Origin of the sequence: Halomonas sp. B23F22_20 (genome assembly GCF_043496985.1) — a bacterium.
In the GTDB taxonomy this organism is placed as follows: domain Bacteria; phylum Pseudomonadota; class Gammaproteobacteria; order Pseudomonadales; family Halomonadaceae; genus Halomonas.
Genome location: NZ_JBIEKH010000009.1, coordinates 110,763 through 132,723 on the forward strand (window position 1 = coordinate 110,763; position 21,961 = coordinate 132,723).

Here is a 21,961-nt window from a genome sequence, read left to right on the forward strand (position 1 = left end):
GGGTGTCTCCATCGAAGCCCGTGTGTGGAATCCCGTGACTGGAATCCCTATAGTCGCCGCCTTTGACGGCGAGCTCTCGATTTGGTTCCCGCGATCTTCGCGTCGAGAGACCGCGTTTTCTAACGGGGGCGGATCTGCGCCAGATGGCGGCTTACGGCGATCCACGCCCCCAACCAGCCCAACAGTGTACTACAGCCCAACAGCATTGCCGACCCTGCAAGACCCAGGCCGGGAAGCGCAAAGCTGGCACCGTAGCTGGCCGCCAGGGCCGCTATCGGCGCAGCCAACCAGTCGCCGCCGAGCGTCAGCAATCCCCAGGCCAGAAGGCCGCCGCCGAGCCCGTACCAGGCGCCGCTGTAGAGGAACGGGCGGCGCACGAAGGCATGGGTGGCACCGATCAGGGTCACCACCTCGATCTCCTGACGACGATTCTCCACCGCCAGACGAATGGTATTGCCCACCACCAGCAGCACCCCGAGCCCGAACAGGACGGCGAGCCCCAGACCGACCCGACGCCCCAGCTCGGCCAGGTGGCGCAGCCGTTCCAACCAGGCCAGGTCAAGGCGAACTTCCTCGACCCCGGCCACCGTCTCGAGGCCGTCCGCCAGGCCCTGCACTGCTGCCGGGGCAGGATCCTGCGGGTGGATCACTACGCTGGCCGGCAAGGGGTTGTCGGGCAGTCGTGCCAAGGCATCCTCCAGCCCCAACGCCTGCTGGAACTCAGCCATGCCCTCGGCGGCAGTGATCAGCCGCGTGCTCGCCACGCCCTCGCGCGCCACCAGCGCCTGCTCGATGCGCCCCGCCTCATCGGCCCCGACATCCTTCTCCAGGTAGACGGTGAGGGTCGCGCTCTCGTCCAGCTCGGCATCGAGCAATCGAGCCCCATCCAGGGTCAGCCACAGCCCGGCGGGAAGGACCAGGGCGATGGCGATCGCCAGCATGGTGAGCAGACTGCCGACAGGATGACGCAGTAGCCGGCTCGCGCTGTCCAGCGACATGGCGCGATGGTGGCGCAGCCAGCTGCGCCAGCGGCCACCGGCAGTGGCCCGCTGGGCTCGGGCCCCGCGACGAGATGGCGTCTCTCGGCTCATGCGACCTCCTCGTCGGCCACCAAGCGCCCTTCCTGAAGGCGCAAGGTGCGGTGACGAAGCCGGGCAATCAGCGCCAGATCGTGACTGGCCACCATGACCGTGGTGCCGATGCGATGGAAATCCTCGAACAGCGCCATGATGTCCGCCGACAGCTGGGGATCCAGGTTACCGGTAGGCTCGTCGGCGAGCAGCAGGGCCGGCTTGTTGACCACCGCCCGAGCGATGCCCACGCGCTGCTGCTCGCCGCCGGACAGCTCGATGGGCAAGGCCTTCTCGCGGTGCAGTAGCCCCACCTTGTCCAGCGCCGCCCGTACCCGGCGTGCCGCTTCGCGAGGCTCGGCGCCCTGGATCTCAAGCGGCAGCGCCACGTTGTGGTAGATCGAGCGATCGAAAAGCAGCTGGTGGTCCTGGAAGACCACGCCGATCTGGCGCCGGTAGAACGGCACCTGGCTGGCGTGCAGGCGATCGATGTCGTGGCCGGCGACCAGGATACGGCCGCGGCTGGGTCGCTCCAGGCGCATCAACAGGCGCAGCAGCGAACTCTTGCCGGCACCGGAGTGGCCGGTGAGAAACACCATCTCGCCGCGACGCACGCGGAAGTCGAGGTTGGCGAGCGCATCAAAGCGCCCGCCGTAGCGCTTGCCGACGTGCTCGAAGGCGATCATGCCGAGGCGTCGTCGCGGTCGAACAGGGCGTCGACGAACTCCCGGGCATCGAAGGGCCGCAGGTCATCCAGGGTCTCGCCGACGCCGATGAAGCGGATTGGCGTGCCCAATTGCTGGGCCAAGGCGAAGATGACGCCGCCCTTGGCGGTGCCATCGAGCTTGGTCAGGGTGATGCCGGAGACCGGCACCGCCTCGTTGAAGGTGGCCGCCTGGGACAGCGCGTTCTGGCCGGTGCCGGCATCGAGCACCAGCATCACTTCGTGGGGCGCCTCGGCATCGAGCTTGCCCATCACCCGGCGCACCTTCTTGAGCTCCTCCATCAGGTGCGCCTTGTTGTGCAGCCGGCCAGCGGTATCGGCGATCAGTACGTCGACGCCGCGGGCGCGGGCCGCCGCCAGGGCGTCATAGACGACCGAGGCGCTATCGGCGCCGGTGTGCTGGGCCACCACCGGCACCGAGTTGCGCTCGCCCCAGACCTTTAGCTGCTCCACGGCGGCGGCACGGAAGGTATCGCCGGCAGCCAGCATTACGCTGCGCCCCTCGCGCTGGAAGCGCTGGGTGAGCTTGCCGATAGTGGTGGTCTTGCCGACGCCGTTGACGCCGACCACCAGGATCACGAACGGGCCCTCCCCCTTGGGCGGCAGCGCCAACGGCGCGGTGACACCCTCGAGCAGAGTCGCGAGCTCATCCTGCAAGGCCTTGTAGAGCGCCTCGGGATCCTTGAGCTCCTTGCGCGATACCCGCTCGGTGAGCCGGTCGATGATCTGGGTGGTGGCCTCGATGCCCACGTCCGCCAGCAGCAGCTGGGTCTCGAGCTCCTCCATCAGATCGTCGTCGATCTGCTTGCGCCCGAGGAAGAGACCGGCGAGCCCCTCGGTCAGGTTGGAGCGAGTCTTGCCCAGCCCCTCGCGCATGCGTGCGAACCAGCCCTTCTTCTCGCTCTTGGGCTTCTCGCGAAGCTGGGCCTTAGGCTTATCGCGGGGCTCGGTCCTGGGCGACTCCTCGGGTGCCGAGACGGGCTCGGGCTCAGGTGCGGGCTCGGCGGCCGACTCAGGCTGCGCAGCGGCGGCCGGCTCGGGGTCAGACTCGGCCGCGGGCACCGCATCGGTCTCGTCAACAGGCTCGGCGCCTGATTCCGACACCTCGGGTTCCGCCCTGGACGCGTCCGATGCCACGGCGGGTTCCGGCTCGACATCGGCGACGGGAGGCTCGGGCTCATCAGCGGGCTCGGGCTCCGGGACCGCGACGGGCTCTGCATCGCTCTCGGCGGCGGGCTGTGACTCGCTCGCCGGCGCCGAGGCGGACTCCGGCTCGCGCGGCGACTCGGCCGGCGCGCCGTCAGGTCCCTCCTGCTCGACCTCGCCGGAGGCCTCCGGCGTCGCCTTGGGATCCTGCTGCTCTTCCTGCTTCTTCTTGCGCTTGAGAAAACCGAACATGTAGAGATTCAGCCTCGCGGATGAACGAATCGCCACATCCTACCATCGCGCACCATGACTGTGGACACGACGCCCGCTACAATCGGCGCCCATGAGCCGACGACGCCCCTCCCCCCGCCACTCGAAACCTTCCCGCTCCAGCAAGGGCGCAGCCCCGCGACCCGCCGGCCAGCTGCGCATCATCGGCGGTGAGCACCGCCGTCGCCGGCTCCCGGTGCTGGATAGCCCCGGGCTGCGCCCGACGCCGGACCGCGTCCGCGAAACGCTGTTCAACTGGCTTGGCATGGCCACCCCCGGCGCCCGGGTACTGGATCTTTTCGCCGGCACCGGCGCACTGGGGCTCGAAGCGCTGTCTCGCGGAGCCGCGCAGGCGGTGCTGGTGGAGCGCGATCCGCGGGTCGCCCGGGCGCTGAGCGATAACCTGGCGACCCTGGGCATCGCCCGCGCCGAGGTCGCGGTCGCCGATGCCCTGGCGTTTCTCGCCGGCACGCCCCGAGCGGTAACGCTGGCCTTCATCGATCCCCCCTTTCGCCAGGGCCTCGCGGCCCCCTGCTGTGACGCCCTGGAAGACGGCTGGCTGGAGACGGAGGCCTGGGTCTACCTGGAGACGGAGTCGGAGCTCGAGCCCACGGTTCCAGGCACCTGGAAGCTGCACAGGGAGGTTCGCGCCGGAGACAGCACCGGGCGGCTCTATCACCGAACTGAAGAAACCGAGAAGTCGCACACAGGCGACGCTTGCTGAGCCCCGCGCACGGGGTTACGCTGCCGCTGCAGGACGCCCACTGGCCGCCTGACGGATTTAGCGATCGTCACGGGAACTCCGGTCTTGGCGTCAAGATGATCGATCGCGGCCGATAGCTCGCCACTGATCGACATGGATCGGACAGCGCTGGCCGAGAGGCCTGGGTCCACACAAGATACGCATTAAATCCGCCAGGCTGCCTGCCCCACGGACATCGTCAGGAGAAACGGATGAGCATCGAACTCTTCAATCAGCTCGAACAGAAAGTCGCCAGCGCCGTGGAGGCCCTGGAATTGATGAAGATGGAAGCCGAGGAGCTGCGCGAGGAGAACACGCGCCTCAAACAAGAGCGCGAAGATTGGGAGCGTCGCCTGTCCGCGCTGCTGGGCAAGTTCGACGACGTCGAGACCGACAGCACTGCCGAGCAGCAAGCCGGCTGAGACACGCTCACCCCTCGGTCAGGGGGCGAGACATCAGCAGAGCGTCCTCCCGGCGGGCGCCGGCCAGCGGCGGATAATAGCCGCGCCGTCGCCCGTCTTCCTCGAACCCCGCTCGCCGATACAAGGCAATCGCCGGGGCGTTACCCGCCCTGACCTCCAGCAGCAGCCTTTCGGCTTCCCATTCGCAGGCGCGCGCGAGCACCGCCGCCAGCAACCGCGTGGCCAGGCCCTCGCCGCGCCGCGCCGGCGACACCAGGATCGCCTCGAGTTCGGCATCGAAGGGCTGGCGCGCCAGCACCGCATGGCCGATCAATCCCGTCGCGTCCTCCAATCCCAGTACGGCATGCTGCGCCGAGACCAGCACGGCCTCGAACCGCTCTGTGGGCCAGGGCTGAACCTGCCCGGCTTCCTCCAGTGCCGCCAGCGCCGCCAGGTCTGCGACCGCAAGCTCACGCAGTCGCGGCTCAACCATCGTCGGCCTCGCTGCACCAGTCTCGATGCCAGCGGGCGAGCCGCGGCCACAGCTGGCGCTTGAGCTCAGCGCTGCCCGCCATGGCATCCAATGAGGGACCCTGCCAGGCCGGCAAGTCGAGCGCCGTCGAGCGCTCGGCCTCGATGGCCAGCACCGTCGCGAGAATGGCGTCCTCGCCGAATACCAGCAGCCGCTCCGGTGCCCAGCCACGACGCGCCCGACCGGCCAGGAAGGCCGCAAGCCCCTGACGGGCCTCGTCCAAGGGCGCCTGCACTGGCATCCCCTCGATCTGGGGCCAGTGGAAGGATTCGAAGGCCGGCGGCTGTTCCGGCGTGACACCGGCGGCACGCAGCAGATTGGCCAGCAGCCGCTGGGCTACCGGCGAGGGTGCCGCCTCACCGGGCAGCACCACCAGCCAACGACCATCCAGACAAGCCACCTGAAGGGCAAACCGCAGCGCCTCCTGCGGTGCAGCCTCTTCGGCCGCATCGGTCCCGGCATCCGCTGCCGGCGCTTCATCGACCGTCGCCGCCTCGGGCACCACGCCGCCGAGCAGGGCTCGCGCCTTGCGCGGCCCTGCGGGCCTTTCATGCGGCTCGGCCTGGGGCGCGGCGGGCGCCGGAGCGGGCTTCGCCGGCGTCTCGAGGAGCGCCTGGAGGCGCTCGGCTGGCGCCTGGCGAACCGCATCGTCGGGCGTCGGCAGCTCCCACTCGCAGGCTTCGGTCGGCCGGGCATTGGGCAGCAGATAACGGGCCGTCCAGGCCGTCAGGCCCATGGCCTCAAGGTATTGCAGCCGCTGGGGCTCGGTGGTCACGAGTGCCCGCCGCCCCGGCAGTCGGGGGAATCCGGCCGCGCCTCGCCGCGGGCCTGCCACTCCTCGGGGGTATAGGGGTGCAAGGCCAGGGCATGCACGGGACCCGCCAGCTCATCGGCCAGCAGGGCATAGATCTGCTGGTGGCGCTTCACCGGCATCATGCCGGCGAAGCGGGGCGACACCAGGGTCACCTTGAAGTGGGTCTCGGAATTGGCGGGCACGTTGTGCTTGTGGCTCTCGTTCTCCACCGACAAGTAAGTGGGCTCGAGGGCCTGGAGCTTGTGCTCGATGGTCGACTGGATGCTCATCTCGGCGTTCCGCTGGTGAGTGTCGGGGATCATGTATCGGGGATCATTGTACGCGTTCGGCCGCAGCGCGACGACGGGCACGCTGCGCTTCGCCAGCCATCGAGACGCGCCCGAGGCTGGCCAGTAGCGACAATCCGGTGGTCGCCATACCGGCCCAGAGCGTCGTCTGTATCGGGGCTCCGGCGGCCAGGCAAGCGCCGACCAGGGCCACGCCCAGCGACTGCCCCACGGTCCGGGTGGTGCTCATCACACCCGAGGCGTTGGCGCTCTTCTCCGCCGGCACGCTACCCATCAGCTCGCGATTGTTGGGCGGCTGGAAGAAGCCGAAGCCAAGCCCGCACAGCGCCGTGCGCCACAGGCAGTCGACCACGTCGGCATCGGCCTCGAGCAGCGCCAGGCTGCCCAGGCCGGCCATCAGCAGCAGCAGGCCCACCGAGCTCAGCAGGCTGGGATTGAAGCGGTCGGCCAGACGCCCGGCGAGCGGCCCCGCCACCATGATGGTCAGCGGCCAGGGCGTGAACAGCCAGGCGGTTTCCAGCGGCGTGAAGCCCATCTCCTGTTGATACAGGAAGGACAGCGCAACGAAGGCCAGCCCCTGGCCGACGAAGGCCAGCCCCTGGGAGGAAAGGGCCAGGCTGAAGCGCCGCTCGGCAAACATCGAGAGCGCCATCAGCGGATAGGGCGCGCGGCGCTGGCGGGCCAGGAAGGCGGCTCCGGCGATCACGCCGAGAGCGAGCCAGCCCAGCGTCTCTAGCCCGGGCAGCTCGGCGCCGTTGCCGTCCATGGCCACGAAGAAGCAGCCCAGCGTGGCCATCGCCAGCAGCGCCCCCCAGACGTCGAAGCCACCGCGGCGGCGCGGCTCCCTAGGCAGTGCCCGCCAGGCCAGCGCAGCGGCACCCAGCGCCGGCAGCGCCGGCAACGCGAACAGCCAGGGCCAACCGGCCACCGAGAGGATCGAACCGCCAAGCGCCGGCCCGGCGGCGTAGCCGATGCCCACCACCAGCGAACTCAATCCCAGGGCGCTACCCAGCAGTCGTGAGGGGAAGATGACGCGATACAGCGAGGGGCCGATCGACAGCGTCGCCGCCGCCGCCACGCCCTGCAGGGCGCGAAACGCCAGCAGCGATTCCAGGCTGCGCGACAGCGCACAGCCCAGCGCGGCCACGGCGAACAGCGCCAACCCGCCCATATAGATACGACGCCGGCCGACCAGCTCGCTCAAGGCGGCGAAGACCAGCAGAAAGCCCGCACAGGTCACCTGGAAGAGGTTGGTCACCCACACCGCATCGGCCGAGGCCACCTCGAGATCGGCGGCGATGGACGGCAGCGCCAGGTTGACCATGGAATTGTCCATCACCGCCATGGTAGTGCCGAGGATCAGCGCCAGCACAGCAATACGGCGTTCGGAACCCGGCAGGCCATCGTCGCCGGGGCGGTTCGAGAAGAGTCGACTCATGTTTGATCGTCGCTGACAAGAAAACCGGCCGCAGCCGGTTCTGAAACACTCATGAAACGCCGAGACCAACAGGCATCGAGCACGTCACGAGCGTCAACAAGCGGGGCGCCTAGCCAGGCCAGGTTCTTTCCCGACGAGCCAGCGCGCGCCCCATTTTCATGCGGGTCGTCGCGCGCAGCAGTGCATCGCTGTCTTGCTAGTCCTGATCCGTTTCCAGCAGCAGATTATCGTCCACTTCGGCCACTTCGAGTGCCGCCTCGTCGTCGAGGTCGATGGCCAGATAGCTGTACTCGAAGTGCAGGAAGCGTTGGAACAGCGCCCAGTCGAGCGTCTCGGGCCACTGGCGCTCGTCTTCTTCCCAGGCGCGCAGTTCGGTCTCGAGGATCTCGAGGTAGCGCTCACGCACGAAGGCCTCGAGAGCCTCGGGGGTATCCATCTCCGGGATCAGATAGACGGTGCTTTCCCTTTCGACGTCGCCGAGCGAGAGGTCATCGTCGCCTTGGGTCGGCTCCAGGTCATTGATCCAGTCAACGAAGTGCTGGGTCGGCCTGACGCTCAGGGCGGAACGGTTGAGCAGTTTCATCGCGGTCTCCTCGACGTCGAAACGCTGCCATTATGGGCGCCAGAGGCGCTCGTTACCAACACTTCCCGACCGAACCATCTTATGCGGGCATACGCGGCCCCACCGGAACACGCGGAAGGCGGCGAGCTAGGGCCAGGCTAGGCGCGCGGGGGGGCGCTGGCGGAATGTACGAGTTTGTACATGAGCAAAGCGAAACCCCGCGCAACGCCGCCTGGCCGACGCGCAGCGCCTTCAATCCCCTGAAGGGCGCATGGCCGGGAACAGCAGCACATCCCGGATCGAAGCGCTGTCGGTCAGCAGCATCACCAGCCGATCGATGCCGATGCCCTGGCCGGCGGTCGGCGGCAGGCCGTACTCCAGCGCGCGTACGTAGTCGGCGTCGTAGTACATGGCCTCGTCGTCGCCGGCCTCCTTCTCGGCCACCTGGGCGGCGAAGCGCTCGGCCTGGTCCTCGGCGTCGTTGAGCTCCGAGAAACCGTTGGCGATCTCGCGGCCACCGACGAAGAACTCGAAGCGCTCGGTGACGAAGGGATCGCTGTCCTTGCGACGCGCCAGCGGGCTGACCTCGGTCGGATAGTCGGTGATGAAGGTCGGCTGCTGGAGGCGATGCTCGACGGTCTTCTCGAAGATCTCGATCTGCACCTTGCCGAGCCCCCAGCCGTCCTTGACGTCGATGTCCAGACGCTCGGCGATCTGGCGCGCGGCGGTTTCGTCGGCCAGCGACTCGGCGTGGATGTCCGGGTTGTACTCGAGGATGGCGTCGAACACGCTGAGCCGACGCAGCGGCCGGCCGAAGTCATACTCGTAGGTCTCCAGCACCTCGCCCTCGGCGTCACGCACCGTGTTGGTGACGACGGTGGTGCCCAGCACCCGCTGGGTGACCTCGCGCAGCATGGCTTCGGTGAGGTCCATCAGGTCCTGGTAGTCGGCGTAGGCCTGATAGAACTCGATCATGGTGAACTCGGGGTTGTGCCGGGTCGACAGCCCCTCGTTGCGGAAGTTGCGGTTGATCTCGAAGACCCGCTCGAAGCCGCCCACCACCAGGCGCTTGAGGTAAAGCTCCGGGGCGATGCGCAGGTACATGTCGATGTCCAGCGCGTTGTGATGGGTGATGAAGGGCCGAGCCGTGGCGCCGCCGGGGATCGGCTGCAGCATCGGCGTCTCGACCTCCATGAAGCCGTGATCCTCGAAGAAGCGGCGCATGGCGCTGATCACCCCGGCGCGGGTCTTGAAGACCTCGCGAGAGTCGGTATTCATGATCAGGTCCACGTAGCGCTGGCGATAGCGGGCTTCCATGTCGGTCAGGCCGTGGAACTTGTCGGGCAGCGGGCGCAGGCTCTTGGTCAGCAGCCGCGCTTCCTCCATCATCACGTAGAGGTCGCCCTTGCCCGACTTGTGCACCGGACCGCGCCCGGCGACGATGTCGCCGATGTCCCAGCCCTTGATGTCCTCGAGCACGTCCGCCGGCAGCCCCTTCTTGTCGACATAGAGCTGGATCTGGCCGCTGGCGTCCTGGATGACGATGAACGGCCCGCGCTTGCGCATGATCCGTCCGGCCACGGCGGCGGGGCGCGCCAGCGCCTCGAGCTCGGGCTTGTCCTTGTCGCCCAGCTCGGCGGCGAGCTCAGCGGCGGTGCTGTCGCGACGGAAGTCGTTGGGGAAGGCACTGCCGCCGTCGGTGGCGGCGCGCTCGCGGCGCTCGGCCAGCTTTCCGCGGCGCTCCGCGATCAGGTGGTTCTCGTCCTGGGAAGTGTCCTGGTTAGCCATGTCGCTACCTGTAAAGAATGGGCTACGGGCTACGAGCAACGGGCCGCGAGCGATGGAAGCTGGTTGCCCGCTGCTCGCGACCCGTCACCCGACGCTAAGGGCTATAGGCCTTGTTTGAGGCTCGCCTCGATGAACTGGTCCAGATCGCCGTCCAGCACCTTGTCGCAGTTGCTGGACTGCACGCCGGTGCGCAGATCCTTGATGCGCTGGTCGTCCAGCACGTAGGAGCGGATCTGGCTGCCCCAGCCGATGTCGGCCTTGGAGTCCTCGGCCGCCTGCTTGGCGGCGTTGCGCTTCTCCATCTCGTGTTCCCACAGCTTCGCCTTGAGCTGCTTCATGGCGAAGTCGCGGTTGGCGTGCTGGCTGCGCTGGTTCTGGCAGGCCACCACGATGCCGGTCGGCTCGTGGGTGATCCGCACCGCCGAGTCGGTGGTGTTGACGTGCTGGCCGCCGGCGCCGCTGGAGCGGTAGGTGTCGACGCGCAGATCCGAGGGATTGATGTCGATCTCGAAGCTGTCGTCCACTTCCGGCGACAGAAACACCGAGGCGAAGGAGGTATGGCGACGACCGCCGGAGTCGAACGGACTCTTGCGCACCAGACGATGCACGCCGGTCTCGGTACGCAGCCAGCCGAAGGCGTACTCGCCCTGAATATGCACGGAGGCCGACTTGATACCCGCCACCTCGCCGGCGGAGAGCTCGATGATCTCGGCCTTGAAGCCGTGATGCTCGGCCCAGCGCAGGTACATGCGCAGCAGCATGTTGGCCCAGTCCTGGGCCTCGGTGCCGCCGGAGCCCGCCTGGATGTCGAGATAGGCGTTGTTCTCGTCCATCTCGCCGGCGAACATGCGCCGGAACTCGAGCTTCTCGAGGCTGGCCTGCAGCCCCTCCAGCTCGCGTTGTACCTCCTCGACGGTGCCCTCGTCCTCCTCCATCTCGGCCAGTTCCAGCAGGTCGGCGCTGTCGGCCAGGCCCTGATCCAGCTCGTCGATGGTGGACACGATCGCCTCTAGGGTCGCCCGTTCCTTGCCCAGTTTCTGGGCATAGTCCGGATCGCTCCAGACATTGGGGTCCTCGAGTTCGCGGGTGACTTCCTCTAGCCGATCCTTCTTCTCGGCATAGTCAAAGATACCCCCTCAGGACATCTGTCCGCTCAGACAGGTCCTTGATGAGGTGGTTGATCGGGTTGGTTTCCAGCATGGGGGTCGCCTGAATCCAAGAGAGATGAGGCGCGCGCCGACGGCATGGCGTCGGCGGCGGAGAAAAGACGCACATTGTAGCGAAATGCGCCGCCTCCGACCATCCCGCCGCGGGCGTCACGGCGGGGATATCGAATTCTTGGATAAGCCCATGCGCAATTTCAAATGGACCCCGTTCGGGGTCTCGGCGAAGGTGAGGAACAGCCATTTAGCACTCGAACGACTCCAACAACCACAAACCAAGGAGTGACCCATGCGCAAGACGCGCCTTTTCGCCGGCAGCCTGTTGCTGGCTTCGACCTGCCTTTCTGCGTCCGCCTTCGCCGAGACCCTCGACATCGGCGTCACCGGCGAGCTCGCCTCCTTCGACACCTCCCAGGTCTCGGGTGGCATCTGGGAGTCCCAGATCCTGATGGACGTCTACGAGGGGCTGGTCAAGAAATCCCCCGACGGCGAACTTCTGCCCGGCATGGCCGAATCCTGGGAGATATCCGAGGACGGACTGACCTATACCTTCCACCTCCGCGAGGACGCGGCCTGGTCCGACGGCGAGCCGGTCACCGCCGAGGACTTCGTGTTCGGCTGGCGCCACCTTCTCGACCCGGCCAACGCTTCCAAGTACGCCTACATGCTCTACCCGGTGGCGGGGGCGGAGGCAGTCAGCACCGGCGAGCAGCCGCCCGAGGCGCTGGGCGTGGCCTCTCTAGACGACGGCCGCACCTTTCAGGTCACACTCGATGCGCCGACGCCCTACTTCCTCCAGCAGTTGACCCACTACACCGCCTATCCGGCGCCCAAGCACACCCACGAGCAGTACGGCGACGACTGGGTCAAGCTGGATCACATCGTCACCAACGGCGCCTTTACCCCCGTGGAGTGGGTCTCCCAGTCGCATATCGACGTGCGCCCCAACCCCGAGTACTACGACGCCGAGGACGTGACGCTGGACGGCGTGACCTACCACACCATCGAGGACCGCAACGCCGGGGTCTCGCGCTTCCGCGCCGGCGAACTCGACATCATGCGCGAGTACTCTTCGAGCATGTACGGCCTGCTCAAGGACGAACTGCCCGAGGCCACTCACATGAGCACCTACCTCGGCAGCTACTACTACGTCTTCAACCACCGCGAGGGACACCCCACCACCGATCCTCGCGTGCGCGAGGCGCTCAACTTGGCGGCCCGCCGCAATGTGATTTCCGAGCAAATCATGGGCGGCACCTTCCAGCCGGCGCTGTCCTTCGTGCCCGACGGCATCGCCCACTACGACGTCCAGGAAATGGCCCTCGAGGGCGACATGGACGCCCGCCTGGCCCGCGCCCGAGAGCTGCTCGAGGAGGCCGGCTACGGCCCCGACAACCCGCTGCACCTGCGCCTGCGCTACAACACCACCGACGAGCACAAGAAGATCGCCGTGGCCATGGCGGCCATGTGGCGTCCGCTGGGCGTCGAGATCGAGATGATCAACGCCGAGGCCACGGTGCACTACCAGACCATCCAGCAAGGCGACTTCGACATCGCCCGGGCCGGCTGGATCGCCGACTACAACGACGCCGAGAACTTCCTCACCCTGCTGCACACCGGGGTCGGCAACAACTACGGCGCCTACTCCAACCCAGACTACGACGCCCTGCTCGACCGAGCCGCCGAGACATTGGACCTGGACGAGCGCCAGCAACTCCTGGAGCAGGCCGAAGCCCTGGCACTGGAGGACGATGCGCTGCTCCCGATGCTGTATTACGTCTCGCGCAACCTGGTGAATCCGAGCCTGGCGGGCTGGGAGGACAACATCGAGGACGACCATCCCTCGCGCTGGGTCCACTTCGCCGACTAGCCCCCTTCGCCGACTAGTCTCATTCCGCCGGGGACGGCCCTGCCGCCCCCGGCCTGAATTCCCCCTGGCCCCGCATACCCTGTGACGTCCGCCGCAGGAGGAGACGCCCCATGCCCGTTCGACCCCGACACCGCTCCCGGAGCCTGCCGCCATGCTGAGCTACACCCTCAAGCGCCTGCTGCAGGCCATCCCGACGATGCTGATCGTCATCACCATCGCCTTCTTCCTGATGCGGGTGGCCCCCGGCGGCCCCTTCGACGGCGAGCGCGCCCTGCCGCCGGAGATCGAGGCCAACCTGATGGCCGCCTACCACCTTGACGAGCCGCTGCCCCAGCAATACCTGCGCTATCTCGGCAACCTGCTGCAGGGCGACTTCGGCCCTTCCTTCAAGTACAAGGACTTCAGCGTCACCGAGCTGATCCTGCAGGGCTTTCCGGTCAGCCTGGAAATCGGCGGCCTGGCGATCCTGCTGGCGCTGGCGCTCGGCCTGCCGCTGGGCATCGCCGCCGCGCTCAAGCGCAACAGCGCCATCGACTACGCGGTGATGGGCACCGCCCTGGCCGGCATCGCGGTCCCCAACTTCGTGGTCGCCCCGCTGCTGGCGCTGGTCTTCGGGGTGCTGCTCGGCTGGCTGCCCGCCGGCGGCTGGAACGACGGCGCCCTGCCCAACCTGGTGCTGCCGGTGGTGGCGCTGTCGATCCAGCAGATCGCCTACATCGCCCGCATGATGCGCGCCAGCATGATCGAGGTGCTGGGCAGCCACTACATCCGCACCGCCCGGGCCAAGGGCCTCAGCGAGCGTCTGGTGGTGTGGCGCCACGCCATCCGACCGGCGCTGCTGCCGGTGGTCTCCTACCTGGGCCCGGCGATCGCCGGGATCATCACCGGCTCGGTGGTGATCGAGCAGATCTTCGGCATCCCCGGCATCGGCCGCTACTTCGTCCAGGGCGCGCTCAACCGCGACTACACCCTGGTGATGGGCACGGTGGTGTTCTACGGCGCCCTGATTGTGCTGCTCAACCTGGTCGTCGACCTGATCTATTCCGCCCTCGACCCGCAGATTCGCTATGACGACTGATGCCATGACTTCACGTTCACTGACTCCCGATGCCGATGCCGGCATGGCCGGCGACAGCCTGGGCCGCGAGGCCTGGCGCCGGCTCAAGCAGAACAAGGCCGCCATGGCCAGCCTGTGGCTGCTCGCCACCATCACCCTGGTCTGCGTGGCCGGCCCCTGGCTGACGCCCTGGGGGCTGGCCGACGTCGACTGGAACGCCTTCGGCGTTGCTCCGACCCTCGAAGGCGGCCACTGGCTGGGCACCGACGCCAACGGCCGCGACCTGCTCACCCGCACGCTCTACGGCGGCCGCGTCTCGCTGTCCGTAGCGCTGGTGGCAACCCTGGTCAGCCTGGCGATCGGTGTGCTCTACGGCGCCGTCTCCGGTTACCTGGGCGGGCGCGTCGACAACCTGATGATGCGCTTCGTCGACATCATGTACTCGCTGCCGTTCATGTTCCTGGTGATCCTGCTGATGGTGGTGTTCGGCCGTAACATCCTGCTGATCTACGCCGCCATCGGTGCCGTGGAGTGGCTGGACATGGCGCGCATCGTGCGCGGCCAGACGCTGGCGCTCAAGCGACGCGAGTTCATCGAGGCCGCCCACGCCCTGGGCGTCAAGGATCGCAAGATCGTCACCCGCCACCTGATTCCCAACGCCATCGGCCCGGTGATCGTCTACGTCACCCTCACCGTGCCCAAGGTGATCCTGCTGGAGAGCTTCCTGTCGTTCCTGGGGCTCGGCGTGCAGGAGCCGCTGACCAGTTGGGGGGTGCTGATCAGCGAAGGCACCGACATGATGCAGACGGCCCCCTGGATGCTACTGGTGCCGTCGGTGTTCCTGGCGCTGACGCTGTTCTGCCTCAACTTTCTGGGCGATGGGCTGAGAGATGCCCTGGACCCCAAGACACGCTGATGGAAGCACCGATTTATTGCTGCGCTCGAGATCTTGGCCCCCGGCGGTGCTCACAATCCTCATTGAGCACACTGTCAACTCCGGTTGCTGCGCGCCGGCGGTAACCAACCTCTCTTCGCTCGCGACATAAATCGGCACTCCCATGTCACGCACATGAGCGATACCAGGAGTGAAAGATGACAACCCCATTGCTCGAGGTCGACGAACTTTGCGTCGACTTCGCCCTGCCCCACGGCACCGTGTCTGCCGTCCGGCACGTCAGCTACCACATCGAGGCGGGCGAGACCCTGGCCCTGGTCGGCGAGTCCGGCTCCGGCAAGTCGGTGTCCTCCACCGCCGCCATGGGCCTGCTCCCGGACCTGGCCCGCACCCGCGGGGCCATCCGCTTCGAGGGCGAGGACCTGCTGGCCGCGACGCCGAAGCGCCTGCGCCGGCTGCGCGGCAACGACATCGCGATGATCTTCCAGGAGCCGATGACCTCGCTCAATCCCCTGCATCGCATCGGTCGCCAGATTGCCGAGGTGCTCGAGCGTCACCGCGGCCTGAAGGGACGCGTCGCCCGCGAACGGGTGCGGGAGCTGCTCGAGCAGGTCGGCATTCCCGAGCCCGAGCGACGCCTCGACAGCTATCCCCACGAACTGTCCGGCGGCCAGCGCCAGCGGGTGATGATCGCCATGGCGCTCGCCTGCGAGCCCAAGCTGCTGATCGCCGACGAACCGACCACGGCGCTCGACGTCACCGTTCAGGCGCAGATCCTGGCCCTGCTCAAGGACCTGCAGCAACGCTATGGCATGGCCATCCTGTTCATCACCCATGACCTGGGCATCGTGCGCCACTTCGCCGACCGAGTGTGCGTGATGCGCCAGGGCGAGCTGGTGGAAAGCGGCGAGACCCGGGCGCTGTTCGACGCCCCCCGGCATGACTACACGCGGATGCTGATCGACGCTGAGCCGCGGGGCCGCAAGACGCCGGTTACCGAGGACGCCCCGATGCTGCTCGAGGCGCATGGCGTGCGGGTACGCTTCCCGCTCAAGAAACGGCTCTTTCGCCCCTCGACATATTTCGAGGCGGTACGCGGCATCGACCTGGCGATTCGCCGAGGACAGACGGTAGGCATCGTCGGTGAATCCGGCTCCGGAAAGTCGACGCTGGGACGCGCCCTGCTGCGGCTGCTCGACAGCCGCGGCGACATCCGCTTCGAGGACACCGCCCTGGACGGCCTCGACAGCGCCGCCATGCGACCGCTGCGCTCGCGGATGCAGGTGGTCTTCCAGGATCCCTTCGGCTCATTGTCGCCGCGCATGACGGTGGGCGAGATCGTCGGCGAAGGCCTGCGAGTGCACGCTCCGGAACTCACCGCCCGGGAGCGCGATGCCCGAGTCCAGGAGGCGCTGGGCGAGGTGGCCCTCGACCCGGCGATGCGTCGGCGCTATCCCCACGAGTTCTCCGGAGGCCAGCGCCAACGCATCGCCATCGCCCGTGCGCTGGTGCTAAAACCCGAGTTCCTGCTGCTCGACGAGCCCACCTCGGCGCTGGATCGCTCGGTGCAGGCCACGGTGATCGAGCTGCTCCGCGACCTGCAGCGCCGGCACGGCCTGACCTATCTGTTCATCAGCCACGACCTGGCCGTGGTGCGCGCCCTGGCCGATACCGTAATGGTGATGAAACAGGGCGAAGTGGTCGAACAGGGCGACACCCAGGCACTGTTCGAGGCGCCGCGAGAAGCCTATACCCGCGAACTGATGCGCGCGGCCTTCCTCGACGTCGAGGCCGCCTGAGCGAACTCCGCGCATGAAAAACCCCGGCCGAGGGCCGGGGTGCAGGACATCGCGAGGCGAACCGTCGTTAGAAACGATAATCCATCGACAGCGCGAAGACGTCGGCCTCGACCTCGTAGTTGCCCGAGAGGTTGCCGCGAGAGGCGTTCTCGTTGGTCGGGGTTGCGTCCTGATCCATGTCGACGTCGTCACCGAAGATGTGCAGATAGCCGGCGGTGATGCCCAGGTTCTGGGTCGGCTGGTAGGTGGCACCCAGCGAAGCCCAGCGGCGATCGGAATCCGGCACCCGCGGGGTGCGGTGCTGGGCGTCCGGCACCGGCGTCTGGTCGATGCCCAGGCCGCCGCGCAGGGTCCACTGCTGGTTCAGCGCGTAGTTCGCCCCCACCGAGAAGGCCCAGGTGTCGTCCCAGTTCTCGGTGGTGGTGCTGTTGGAGCCGTCCTCGAACTCCACCACCAGCTCATCGAAGCTGCTCCACTCGGTCCACTCGGCGTTGGCCATGACCGTCAAACGATCGGTCAACTGGTGGTTGACCCCAAGATTCAGGCTGGCCGGGGTGGTTAGATCGGCGGAGCCCCCCATATCGGACACCTGCCCCGCGGCGATGGCCCCATCGGAGACTGGATCGGTGCCCGAGACATCGAGGTCGCCCTCCAGCGTCAGGTCGACCTCGGAGCGATAGCTGACGCCGAAGCGGGTGCGCTCGGTGGCCTGAAACAGCGCCCCGAGGGTATAGCCATAGCCCCAGTCGTCGCCGGTCAGCTCACCGATGACATCATTCTGCCCCGGGGTCGCCAGCGGGCTCCCCATCTGCGCCGCCGCGGCGCCGAAGTCGATGGCGTTGGACAGCGTCGCGTCGGCATATTGCGCGCGCAGGCCGACCGCCAGGTCGAGGCGATCGGTGGCCCGATAGTTGAGCGTGGGCTGGATGTCGATCGTCTTCAGCTCGGTTTCGATGGCGTGATAGCGACCGATCCAGTCCTCGTCGTACTTGGTTGACAGGCCATAGGGCGAGTAGATCGCCAGCCCCAGGTCCCAGCGGTCATTCAACTGGGTCTTGGCGGCGAAGCTCGGCACCACGGCCGCCTCCCCCCCTTCTCCCGAGGCATCAGAGGCATAGGGCATGCCGAGCACGTTGGACGCCTCGGCATCCTGCAGTTCGAAGGTGGCATCGATATAAGACACGCCACCGGCCACCTGACTGCCATCGATGTTGCCGATGGCAGCCGGGTTGTAGGCCATGAAGCTGGCGTCCTCGGCGCCGGCGGTGGCATTGGAGAAGGCATTGGCCAGGGTCTTGGCACTCTGTTCCCGAACCTGGAAGCCGGAGGCAGCGGCCTGGCCGGCTGCCAGGGTCGCGGAGGCCAGAGCGATGGCGACGGTGAGCGTACGGGGCGTGATCTGCATGGCGCTGGGCATCCTTTTCGATGGCTGTCGTTGTGACTGTTGTTGTGGCGGTCTTGGTGACTGTCGTTGTGGCGGTCTTGGTGACTGTCGTTGTGGCGGTCTTGGTGACTGTCGTTGTCACTGTTGTTGTGATGATTCGGGTGATGACTCAGGTGCTGACGACAGTGTTTGCAGAATCCCCCCAAGGGTTCAAGGCCAAACGTTCGTTTTAATCCCTAATTCGCTAATACTTTGGTAGGACAGCCGTTTCATACCCTGACACATCAGAGAGTTAGCCATGACACCGGAAGAAGCCTCGGCGCGAACCGACGGGCGCTTGACCTTTGTGTAACCCAAGGGTTTTACACTTCATTCATCCCATGACCCAGGAGCCGATGGCATGAAGGTCAGCGAACTCGCCCGCCGGGCCGGCGTTACCGCCGAGACCGTACGCCATTACACCCGTGAAGGGCTGCTGTCCCCCGAGCGCGATCCAGACAACGGTTACCAGCTCTACGACGATGACGATCTGCGCCGGCTGCGCTTCATCCAACGGGCCCGCACCCTGGGCTTCGGCGTCGCCGAGATCCGCGAGATCCTCGAGCAGTCCGATCGCGGCGATTCCCCCTGCCCACTGGTCCGCGACCTGCTGGCCCAACGCCTGCCGGAGATCCGCGAGCGCATCCGCGAGCTCGAGGCCCTGGCCGGACGCATGGAGGAGGCGCTGGCTGCCTGGGAGCACCTCCCGGACGGCACGCCCGACGGCCACAGCCTGTGCCGGCTGATCGAGAGCTTCCCCGAGCCGCTGGAGTCGTCGCCGCGAGAAGTATCACCGCGAGAAGCATCGCCCAGGGAGGCATCGTCATGAGTACCTCGTCCATGCGACGCGAACGCGACATTCCCGCCATGAGCTGCCAGGGCTGCGTCAAGCGCATGCGCGAGGCCATCCAGGCCCAGGACGCCGAGGCCGACGTCATCGGCACGCCCGCCGAGCATCGCCTCGAGGTCGTGAGCACACTGAGCGACGCCGAGCTGGACCGGGTGCTGGCGGACGCCGGCTACCCGCCCGAGACATCGTCCCTCGAGCCGGACGCCGCAACCGAGCCCGCGCCGGAAACCACGCCGGCGCCGCACGCCAACAGCCATAGCGAGGGTGACGACGATGGCGTCACCACCCAGCGCCTGTCGATCACCGGCATGACCTGCGCTGGCTGCGTGAAGAGCGTGCAGCAGGCGCTGGCGCGCACGCCGGGCGTCGAATCGGCCACGGTCAATCTCGGCAACCACACCGCCCAGGTGCTCGGCAGCGCCGACACCCAGGCGCTGATCGACGCCGTGGATGCGGCCGGCTACGGCGCCGAACCGATCCTCGACCTGCGCGAAGCCGAGCGGGTACGCGCCGAGCGCGACGCCGTCGAGTATCGGCGCCGACTTCGCGGCAGCGCCCTGTCGCTGGCGCTGGCCGTGCCGCTGATGATCAGCATGTTCGTCTATCACCCCCAACCGCTCGGCGCCGGCCGATGGTTCTGGCTGGTGGTGGGCCTGCTGACCCTGGCCGTGATGGCCGGCCCCGGCCGGCACTTCTTTCGCAACGCCTGGAAGAACCTGCGCCATCACCAGGCCAACATGGACACCCTGATCGCCATGGGCACCGGCACCGCCTGGCTCTACTCCATGGCGGTAGTGGCCTTCGCCGAGGCCCTGCCCGAGATGGCCCGCAGCCTCTACTTCGAGGCCTCGGCGATGGTGATCGGCCTGGTGCTGCTGGGCAACGCCCTGGAATTGAAGGCCAAGGGCCGCACCAGCGACGCCCTGCGCCGTCTGCTCGACCTGCAGAGTCGCACCGCCCGGGTGATCCGTGACGGCCAGGAGTTCGAGGTCGACATCGACGAAGTACGCGAGGGCGACCGGCTGCGCGTGCGCCCCGGCGAGCGCCTGCCGGTGGACGGCGAAGTCCTCGAGGGCGAGAGCCACCTCGACGAGTCCATGCTCACCGGCGAGCCCGCCCCGGTGGCCAAGGCGGCCGGTGACGAGGTCAGCGCCGGCACCGTCAACGGCCAGGGCGGGCTAGTCTACCGTGCCACCCGCGTGGGCGCCGACACCCGTCTCGGCCGTATCACCGAGCAGGTGGCCCGCGCCCAGGCCTCGCGGCCGCCCATCGGCCGGCTCGCCGACACCATCTCCGGCATCTTCGTACCGTCGGTGATGATCATCGCCGTGATTACCGCGCTGGTCTGGTTCAACGTCGGCGCCGAGCCGCGCGTGCTGCATATGCTTGTCACCGCCAGCACGGTGCTGATCATCGCCTGCCCCTGTGCGCTGGGCCTGGCCACGCCGATCTCCACCATGATCGGCGTCGGCAAGGCCGCCGAATATGGCGTGCTGGTGAGAAGCGGCGAGGCGCTGCAGACCGCCAGCCGTCTCACCACCCTGGTGGTGGACAAGACCGGCACCCTCACCGAAGGCAAGCCGCGCCTCACCGAGGCCGAGATTCTCAAGGGTGACGAACAGGAAGCGCTCGGCTGGGTGGTGGCGTTGGAGCGCGGCTCCGAGCACCCGCTGGCCAGCGCCCTGCTCGCCCACGCCGAGGCACAGGGCGCCGACGCCGCCGAGATCCGCGACTTCACCAGCGTGACCGGCGGCGGCGTGCGCGCCAGCACGCCCGACGGCCGGACACTGCTGCTCGGCAACGCCCGCCTGCTCGAGGAGGCCGGCGTCGAACTCACCCCGGGCAAGGAGCGCGTCGACGAGCTCGAAGGCCAGGCACGCACCGTGGTTCAACTGGCCGTCGACGGCCAGCTCGTCGCCCTGTTTGGCGTCAGCGACCCGCTGCGTGCCGATGCCCGGGAGGCCGTCGCGCGCCTGCGAGACGAAGGGCTGACCATCGTGATGCTGACCGGCGACAACGCGCACACCGCCCGCGCCATCGCCGACGAGGTCGGCATCGATGAGGTCCGCGCCGGGCTGCTGCCCGAGGACAAGCACGCCGAGATCGAGCGGCGTCAGGCCAACGGCGAGACGGTCGGCATGGTCGGCGACGGCATCAACGACGCCCCGGCGCTGGCCCGCGCCGATGTCGGCTTCGCCATCGGCCAGGGCACCGACGTGGCGATCGAGAGCGCCGGCATCACCCTGATGCGCGACTCTCTGCACGGCGTGGCCGACGCCATCGCCATCAGCCGCGCGACGCTGACCAATATCAAGCAGAACCTGGTGGGCGCCTTCGGCTACAACGTGCTCGGCATCCCCATCGCCGCCGGCGCGCTCTATCCGCTGACCGGCAGCCTGCTGTCGCCGGTCATCGCCGGCGCCGCCATGTCGGCCTCCTCGATCACCGTGGTCGGCAACGCCAGCCGCCTGCGCGCCTTCCGCCCCAGGAATGCCGGCGCGTCATCCACCGGAACACCAGCCGCTCACCAACAGGAGGTCTCCACATGAGCTGGATCGTCAATCTCGCCGGCCTGGCGCTGATCGTCCTGATCGCCTGGTGGTTCTGGGGGCCGACTCGCTGAAGCCTGCCCGACGAGGCCGCCCGCGGCCTCAGCCACGGGACTGCTAGGCTGATAACCAGGCGGCCACAGGGAGCAAGCCGAATGCCCGAACTCAACGGGGTACTGGAGACGGCCCTCTACGTAGAGGACATGGCACGGGCCCAGACCTTCTTCGAAGGCGTGATGGGCCTCACCCCCTTCACCGCGGACCATCGTTTCACCGCCTTCGACGCCGGGGCGGGGTCGGTATTGCTGCTGTTCCTGCGCGGCGAGACTCTGGAGACGGTGGTCCTCCCCGGCGACATGGGGACCATTCCGCCCCACGACGGCAGCGGCCGGGTACACATGGCCTTTGCCATCGCCGCCAGCGATCTGGCGCCCTGGGAGGCCCAACTACGCGACCATGGCGTCGCCATCGAAGGTCGCACCCACTGGCCGCGGGGCGGAGAAAGCCTGTATTTCCGCGATCCCGACGGGCACCTGCTGGAACTCGCCACCCCCGGGGTATGGCCGAGCTACTGAGGCCGC

20 protein-coding genes are annotated in these 21,961 nt (G+C 67.6%); 9 read left to right on the forward strand and 11 right to left on the reverse strand.

Going from position 1 to position 21,961, the window contains the following annotated elements; all coding sequences use genetic code 11:
* Positions 1-119: 119 nt before the first annotated feature.
* From ftsX to ftsY, 3 genes are read right to left on the reverse strand one after another with little or no spacing between them, the layout of a single operon-like run.
* Positions 120-1,091 carry a permease-like cell division protein FtsX gene (gene ftsX / locus ACGTN6_RS09370; protein ID WP_394591180.1) on the reverse strand — a complete coding sequence of 324 codons (972 nt, stop codon included), beginning with the start codon at positions 1,089-1,091 and terminating at the stop codon, positions 120-122.
* Entirely contained in the window at positions 1,088-1,756 is a 669-nt protein-coding gene (ftsE, locus tag ACGTN6_RS09375) for a cell division ATP-binding protein FtsE (protein WP_394591181.1), read from the reverse strand. The genes ftsX and ftsE overlap by 4 nt, the downstream gene beginning before the upstream one ends.
* Positions 1,753-3,192 (reverse strand): signal recognition particle-docking protein FtsY, encoded by a 1,440-nt coding sequence (ftsY, locus tag ACGTN6_RS09380; RefSeq protein WP_394591182.1) that lies wholly within the window; start codon positions 3,190-3,192, stop codon positions 1,753-1,755. Before ftsY ends, ftsE begins: the two co-directional genes overlap by 4 nt.
* 91 nt (positions 3,193-3,283) lie before the next feature.
* On the opposite strand from ftsY, the gene rsmD reads away from it, so the two are divergent.
* On the forward strand, positions 3,284-3,934 hold the full coding sequence (rsmD, locus tag ACGTN6_RS09385) for a 16S rRNA (guanine(966)-N(2))-methyltransferase RsmD (protein ID WP_394591183.1): 651 nt from the start codon (positions 3,284-3,286) through the stop codon (positions 3,932-3,934).
* A 230-nt stretch (positions 3,935-4,164) separates the two neighbouring features.
* Complete coding sequence (locus ACGTN6_RS09390; protein WP_394591184.1) at positions 4,165-4,374, forward strand: cell division protein ZapB; 210 nt, start codon at positions 4,165-4,167, stop codon at positions 4,372-4,374.
* Positions 4,375-4,381: 7 nt separating this feature from the next.
* Here the strand turns inward: ACGTN6_RS09390 and rimI are convergent, their stop codons facing one another.
* The 7 genes from rimI to prfB all read right to left on the reverse strand — a co-directional run bounded on the left by rimI (position 4,382) and on the right by prfB (position 10,974).
* Positions 4,382-4,846: a ribosomal protein S18-alanine N-acetyltransferase gene (gene rimI, locus ACGTN6_RS09395; RefSeq protein WP_394591185.1), complete on the reverse strand. Its 465-nt coding sequence runs from the start codon at positions 4,844-4,846 to the stop codon at positions 4,382-4,384.
* On the reverse strand, positions 4,839-5,660 hold the full coding sequence (locus tag ACGTN6_RS09400; protein WP_394591186.1) for a hypothetical protein: 822 nt from the start codon (positions 5,658-5,660) through the stop codon (positions 4,839-4,841). Before ACGTN6_RS09400 ends, rimI begins: the two co-directional genes overlap by 8 nt.
* Positions 5,657-5,968, reverse strand: coding sequence for a BolA family protein (locus tag ACGTN6_RS09405; protein WP_183388704.1), 312 nt, complete (start codon positions 5,966-5,968; stop codon positions 5,657-5,659). Before ACGTN6_RS09405 ends, ACGTN6_RS09400 begins: the two co-directional genes overlap by 4 nt.
* Before the next feature lie 43 nt (positions 5,969-6,011).
* A complete protein-coding gene (locus tag ACGTN6_RS09410; RefSeq protein WP_394591187.1) occupies positions 6,012-7,424 on the reverse strand; it encodes an MFS transporter in 1,413 nt (470 codons plus the stop codon).
* 196 nt (positions 7,425-7,620) lie between these two features.
* Positions 7,621-8,007 carry a hypothetical protein gene (locus ACGTN6_RS09415; protein ID WP_183388706.1) on the reverse strand — a complete coding sequence of 129 codons (387 nt, stop codon included), beginning with the start codon at positions 8,005-8,007 and terminating at the stop codon, positions 7,621-7,623.
* Between the two features lie 231 nt (positions 8,008-8,238).
* On the reverse strand, positions 8,239-9,774 hold the full coding sequence (gene lysS / locus ACGTN6_RS09420; RefSeq protein ID WP_394591188.1) for a lysine--tRNA ligase: 1,536 nt from the start codon (positions 9,772-9,774) through the stop codon (positions 8,239-8,241).
* 101 nt (positions 9,775-9,875) lie between these two features.
* Positions 9,876-10,974, reverse strand: a protein-coding gene (gene prfB / locus ACGTN6_RS09425) for a peptide chain release factor 2 (RefSeq protein WP_394591189.1) whose coding sequence is annotated in 2 segments (ribosomal slippage) — positions 9,876-10,898 and positions 10,900-10,974 — 1,098 coding nt in all. Because the reading frame shifts where the segments join, the coding sequence is not laid out codon by codon here.
* A 252-nt stretch (positions 10,975-11,226) separates the two neighbouring features.
* Here prfB and ACGTN6_RS09430 point away from each other — a divergent pair.
* The 4 genes from ACGTN6_RS09430 to ACGTN6_RS09445 all read left to right on the forward strand — a co-directional run bounded on the left by ACGTN6_RS09430 (position 11,227) and on the right by ACGTN6_RS09445 (position 16,558).
* A complete protein-coding gene (locus tag ACGTN6_RS09430) occupies positions 11,227-12,807 on the forward strand; it encodes a peptide ABC transporter substrate-binding protein (protein ID WP_394591190.1) in 1,581 nt (526 codons plus the stop codon).
* A gap of 151 nt (positions 12,808-12,958) precedes the next feature.
* The gene (gene oppB, locus ACGTN6_RS09435) at positions 12,959-13,885 is read left to right on the forward strand and encodes an oligopeptide ABC transporter permease OppB (RefSeq protein ID WP_394591192.1); all 927 of its coding nucleotides are present in this window, start codon (positions 12,959-12,961) and stop codon (positions 13,883-13,885) included.
* A gap of 4 nt (positions 13,886-13,889) precedes the next feature.
* On the forward strand, positions 13,890-14,780 hold the full coding sequence (locus ACGTN6_RS09440; protein ID WP_394591193.1) for an ABC transporter permease subunit: 891 nt from the start codon (positions 13,890-13,892) through the stop codon (positions 14,778-14,780).
* A gap of 176 nt (positions 14,781-14,956) precedes the next feature.
* Positions 14,957-16,558: an ABC transporter ATP-binding protein gene (locus ACGTN6_RS09445; RefSeq protein WP_394591194.1), complete on the forward strand. Its 1,602-nt coding sequence runs from the start codon at positions 14,957-14,959 to the stop codon at positions 16,556-16,558.
* Positions 16,559-16,625: 67 nt separating this feature from the next.
* Here ACGTN6_RS09445 and ACGTN6_RS09450 read toward each other — a convergent pair whose 3' ends face one another.
* Positions 16,626-17,963, reverse strand: coding sequence for an OmpP1/FadL family transporter (locus ACGTN6_RS09450; RefSeq protein WP_394591195.1), 1,338 nt, complete (start codon positions 17,961-17,963; stop codon positions 16,626-16,628).
* A 379-nt stretch (positions 17,964-18,342) separates the two neighbouring features.
* Between ACGTN6_RS09450 and ACGTN6_RS09455 the strand changes: the two genes are divergently transcribed.
* The 3 genes from ACGTN6_RS09455 to ACGTN6_RS09465 all read left to right on the forward strand — a co-directional run bounded on the left by ACGTN6_RS09455 (position 18,343) and on the right by ACGTN6_RS09465 (position 21,955).
* On the forward strand, positions 18,343-18,810 hold the full coding sequence (locus ACGTN6_RS09455) for a MerR family transcriptional regulator (protein ID WP_394591196.1): 468 nt from the start codon (positions 18,343-18,345) through the stop codon (positions 18,808-18,810).
* Complete coding sequence (locus tag ACGTN6_RS09460; protein ID WP_394591197.1) at positions 18,807-21,380, forward strand: heavy metal translocating P-type ATPase; 2,574 nt, start codon at positions 18,807-18,809, stop codon at positions 21,378-21,380. The genes ACGTN6_RS09455 and ACGTN6_RS09460 overlap by 4 nt, the downstream gene beginning before the upstream one ends.
* A gap of 155 nt (positions 21,381-21,535) precedes the next feature.
* On the forward strand, positions 21,536-21,955 hold the full coding sequence (locus ACGTN6_RS09465; RefSeq protein ID WP_394591198.1) for a VOC family protein: 420 nt from the start codon (positions 21,536-21,538) through the stop codon (positions 21,953-21,955).
* Positions 21,956-21,961: the final 6 nt, after the last annotated feature.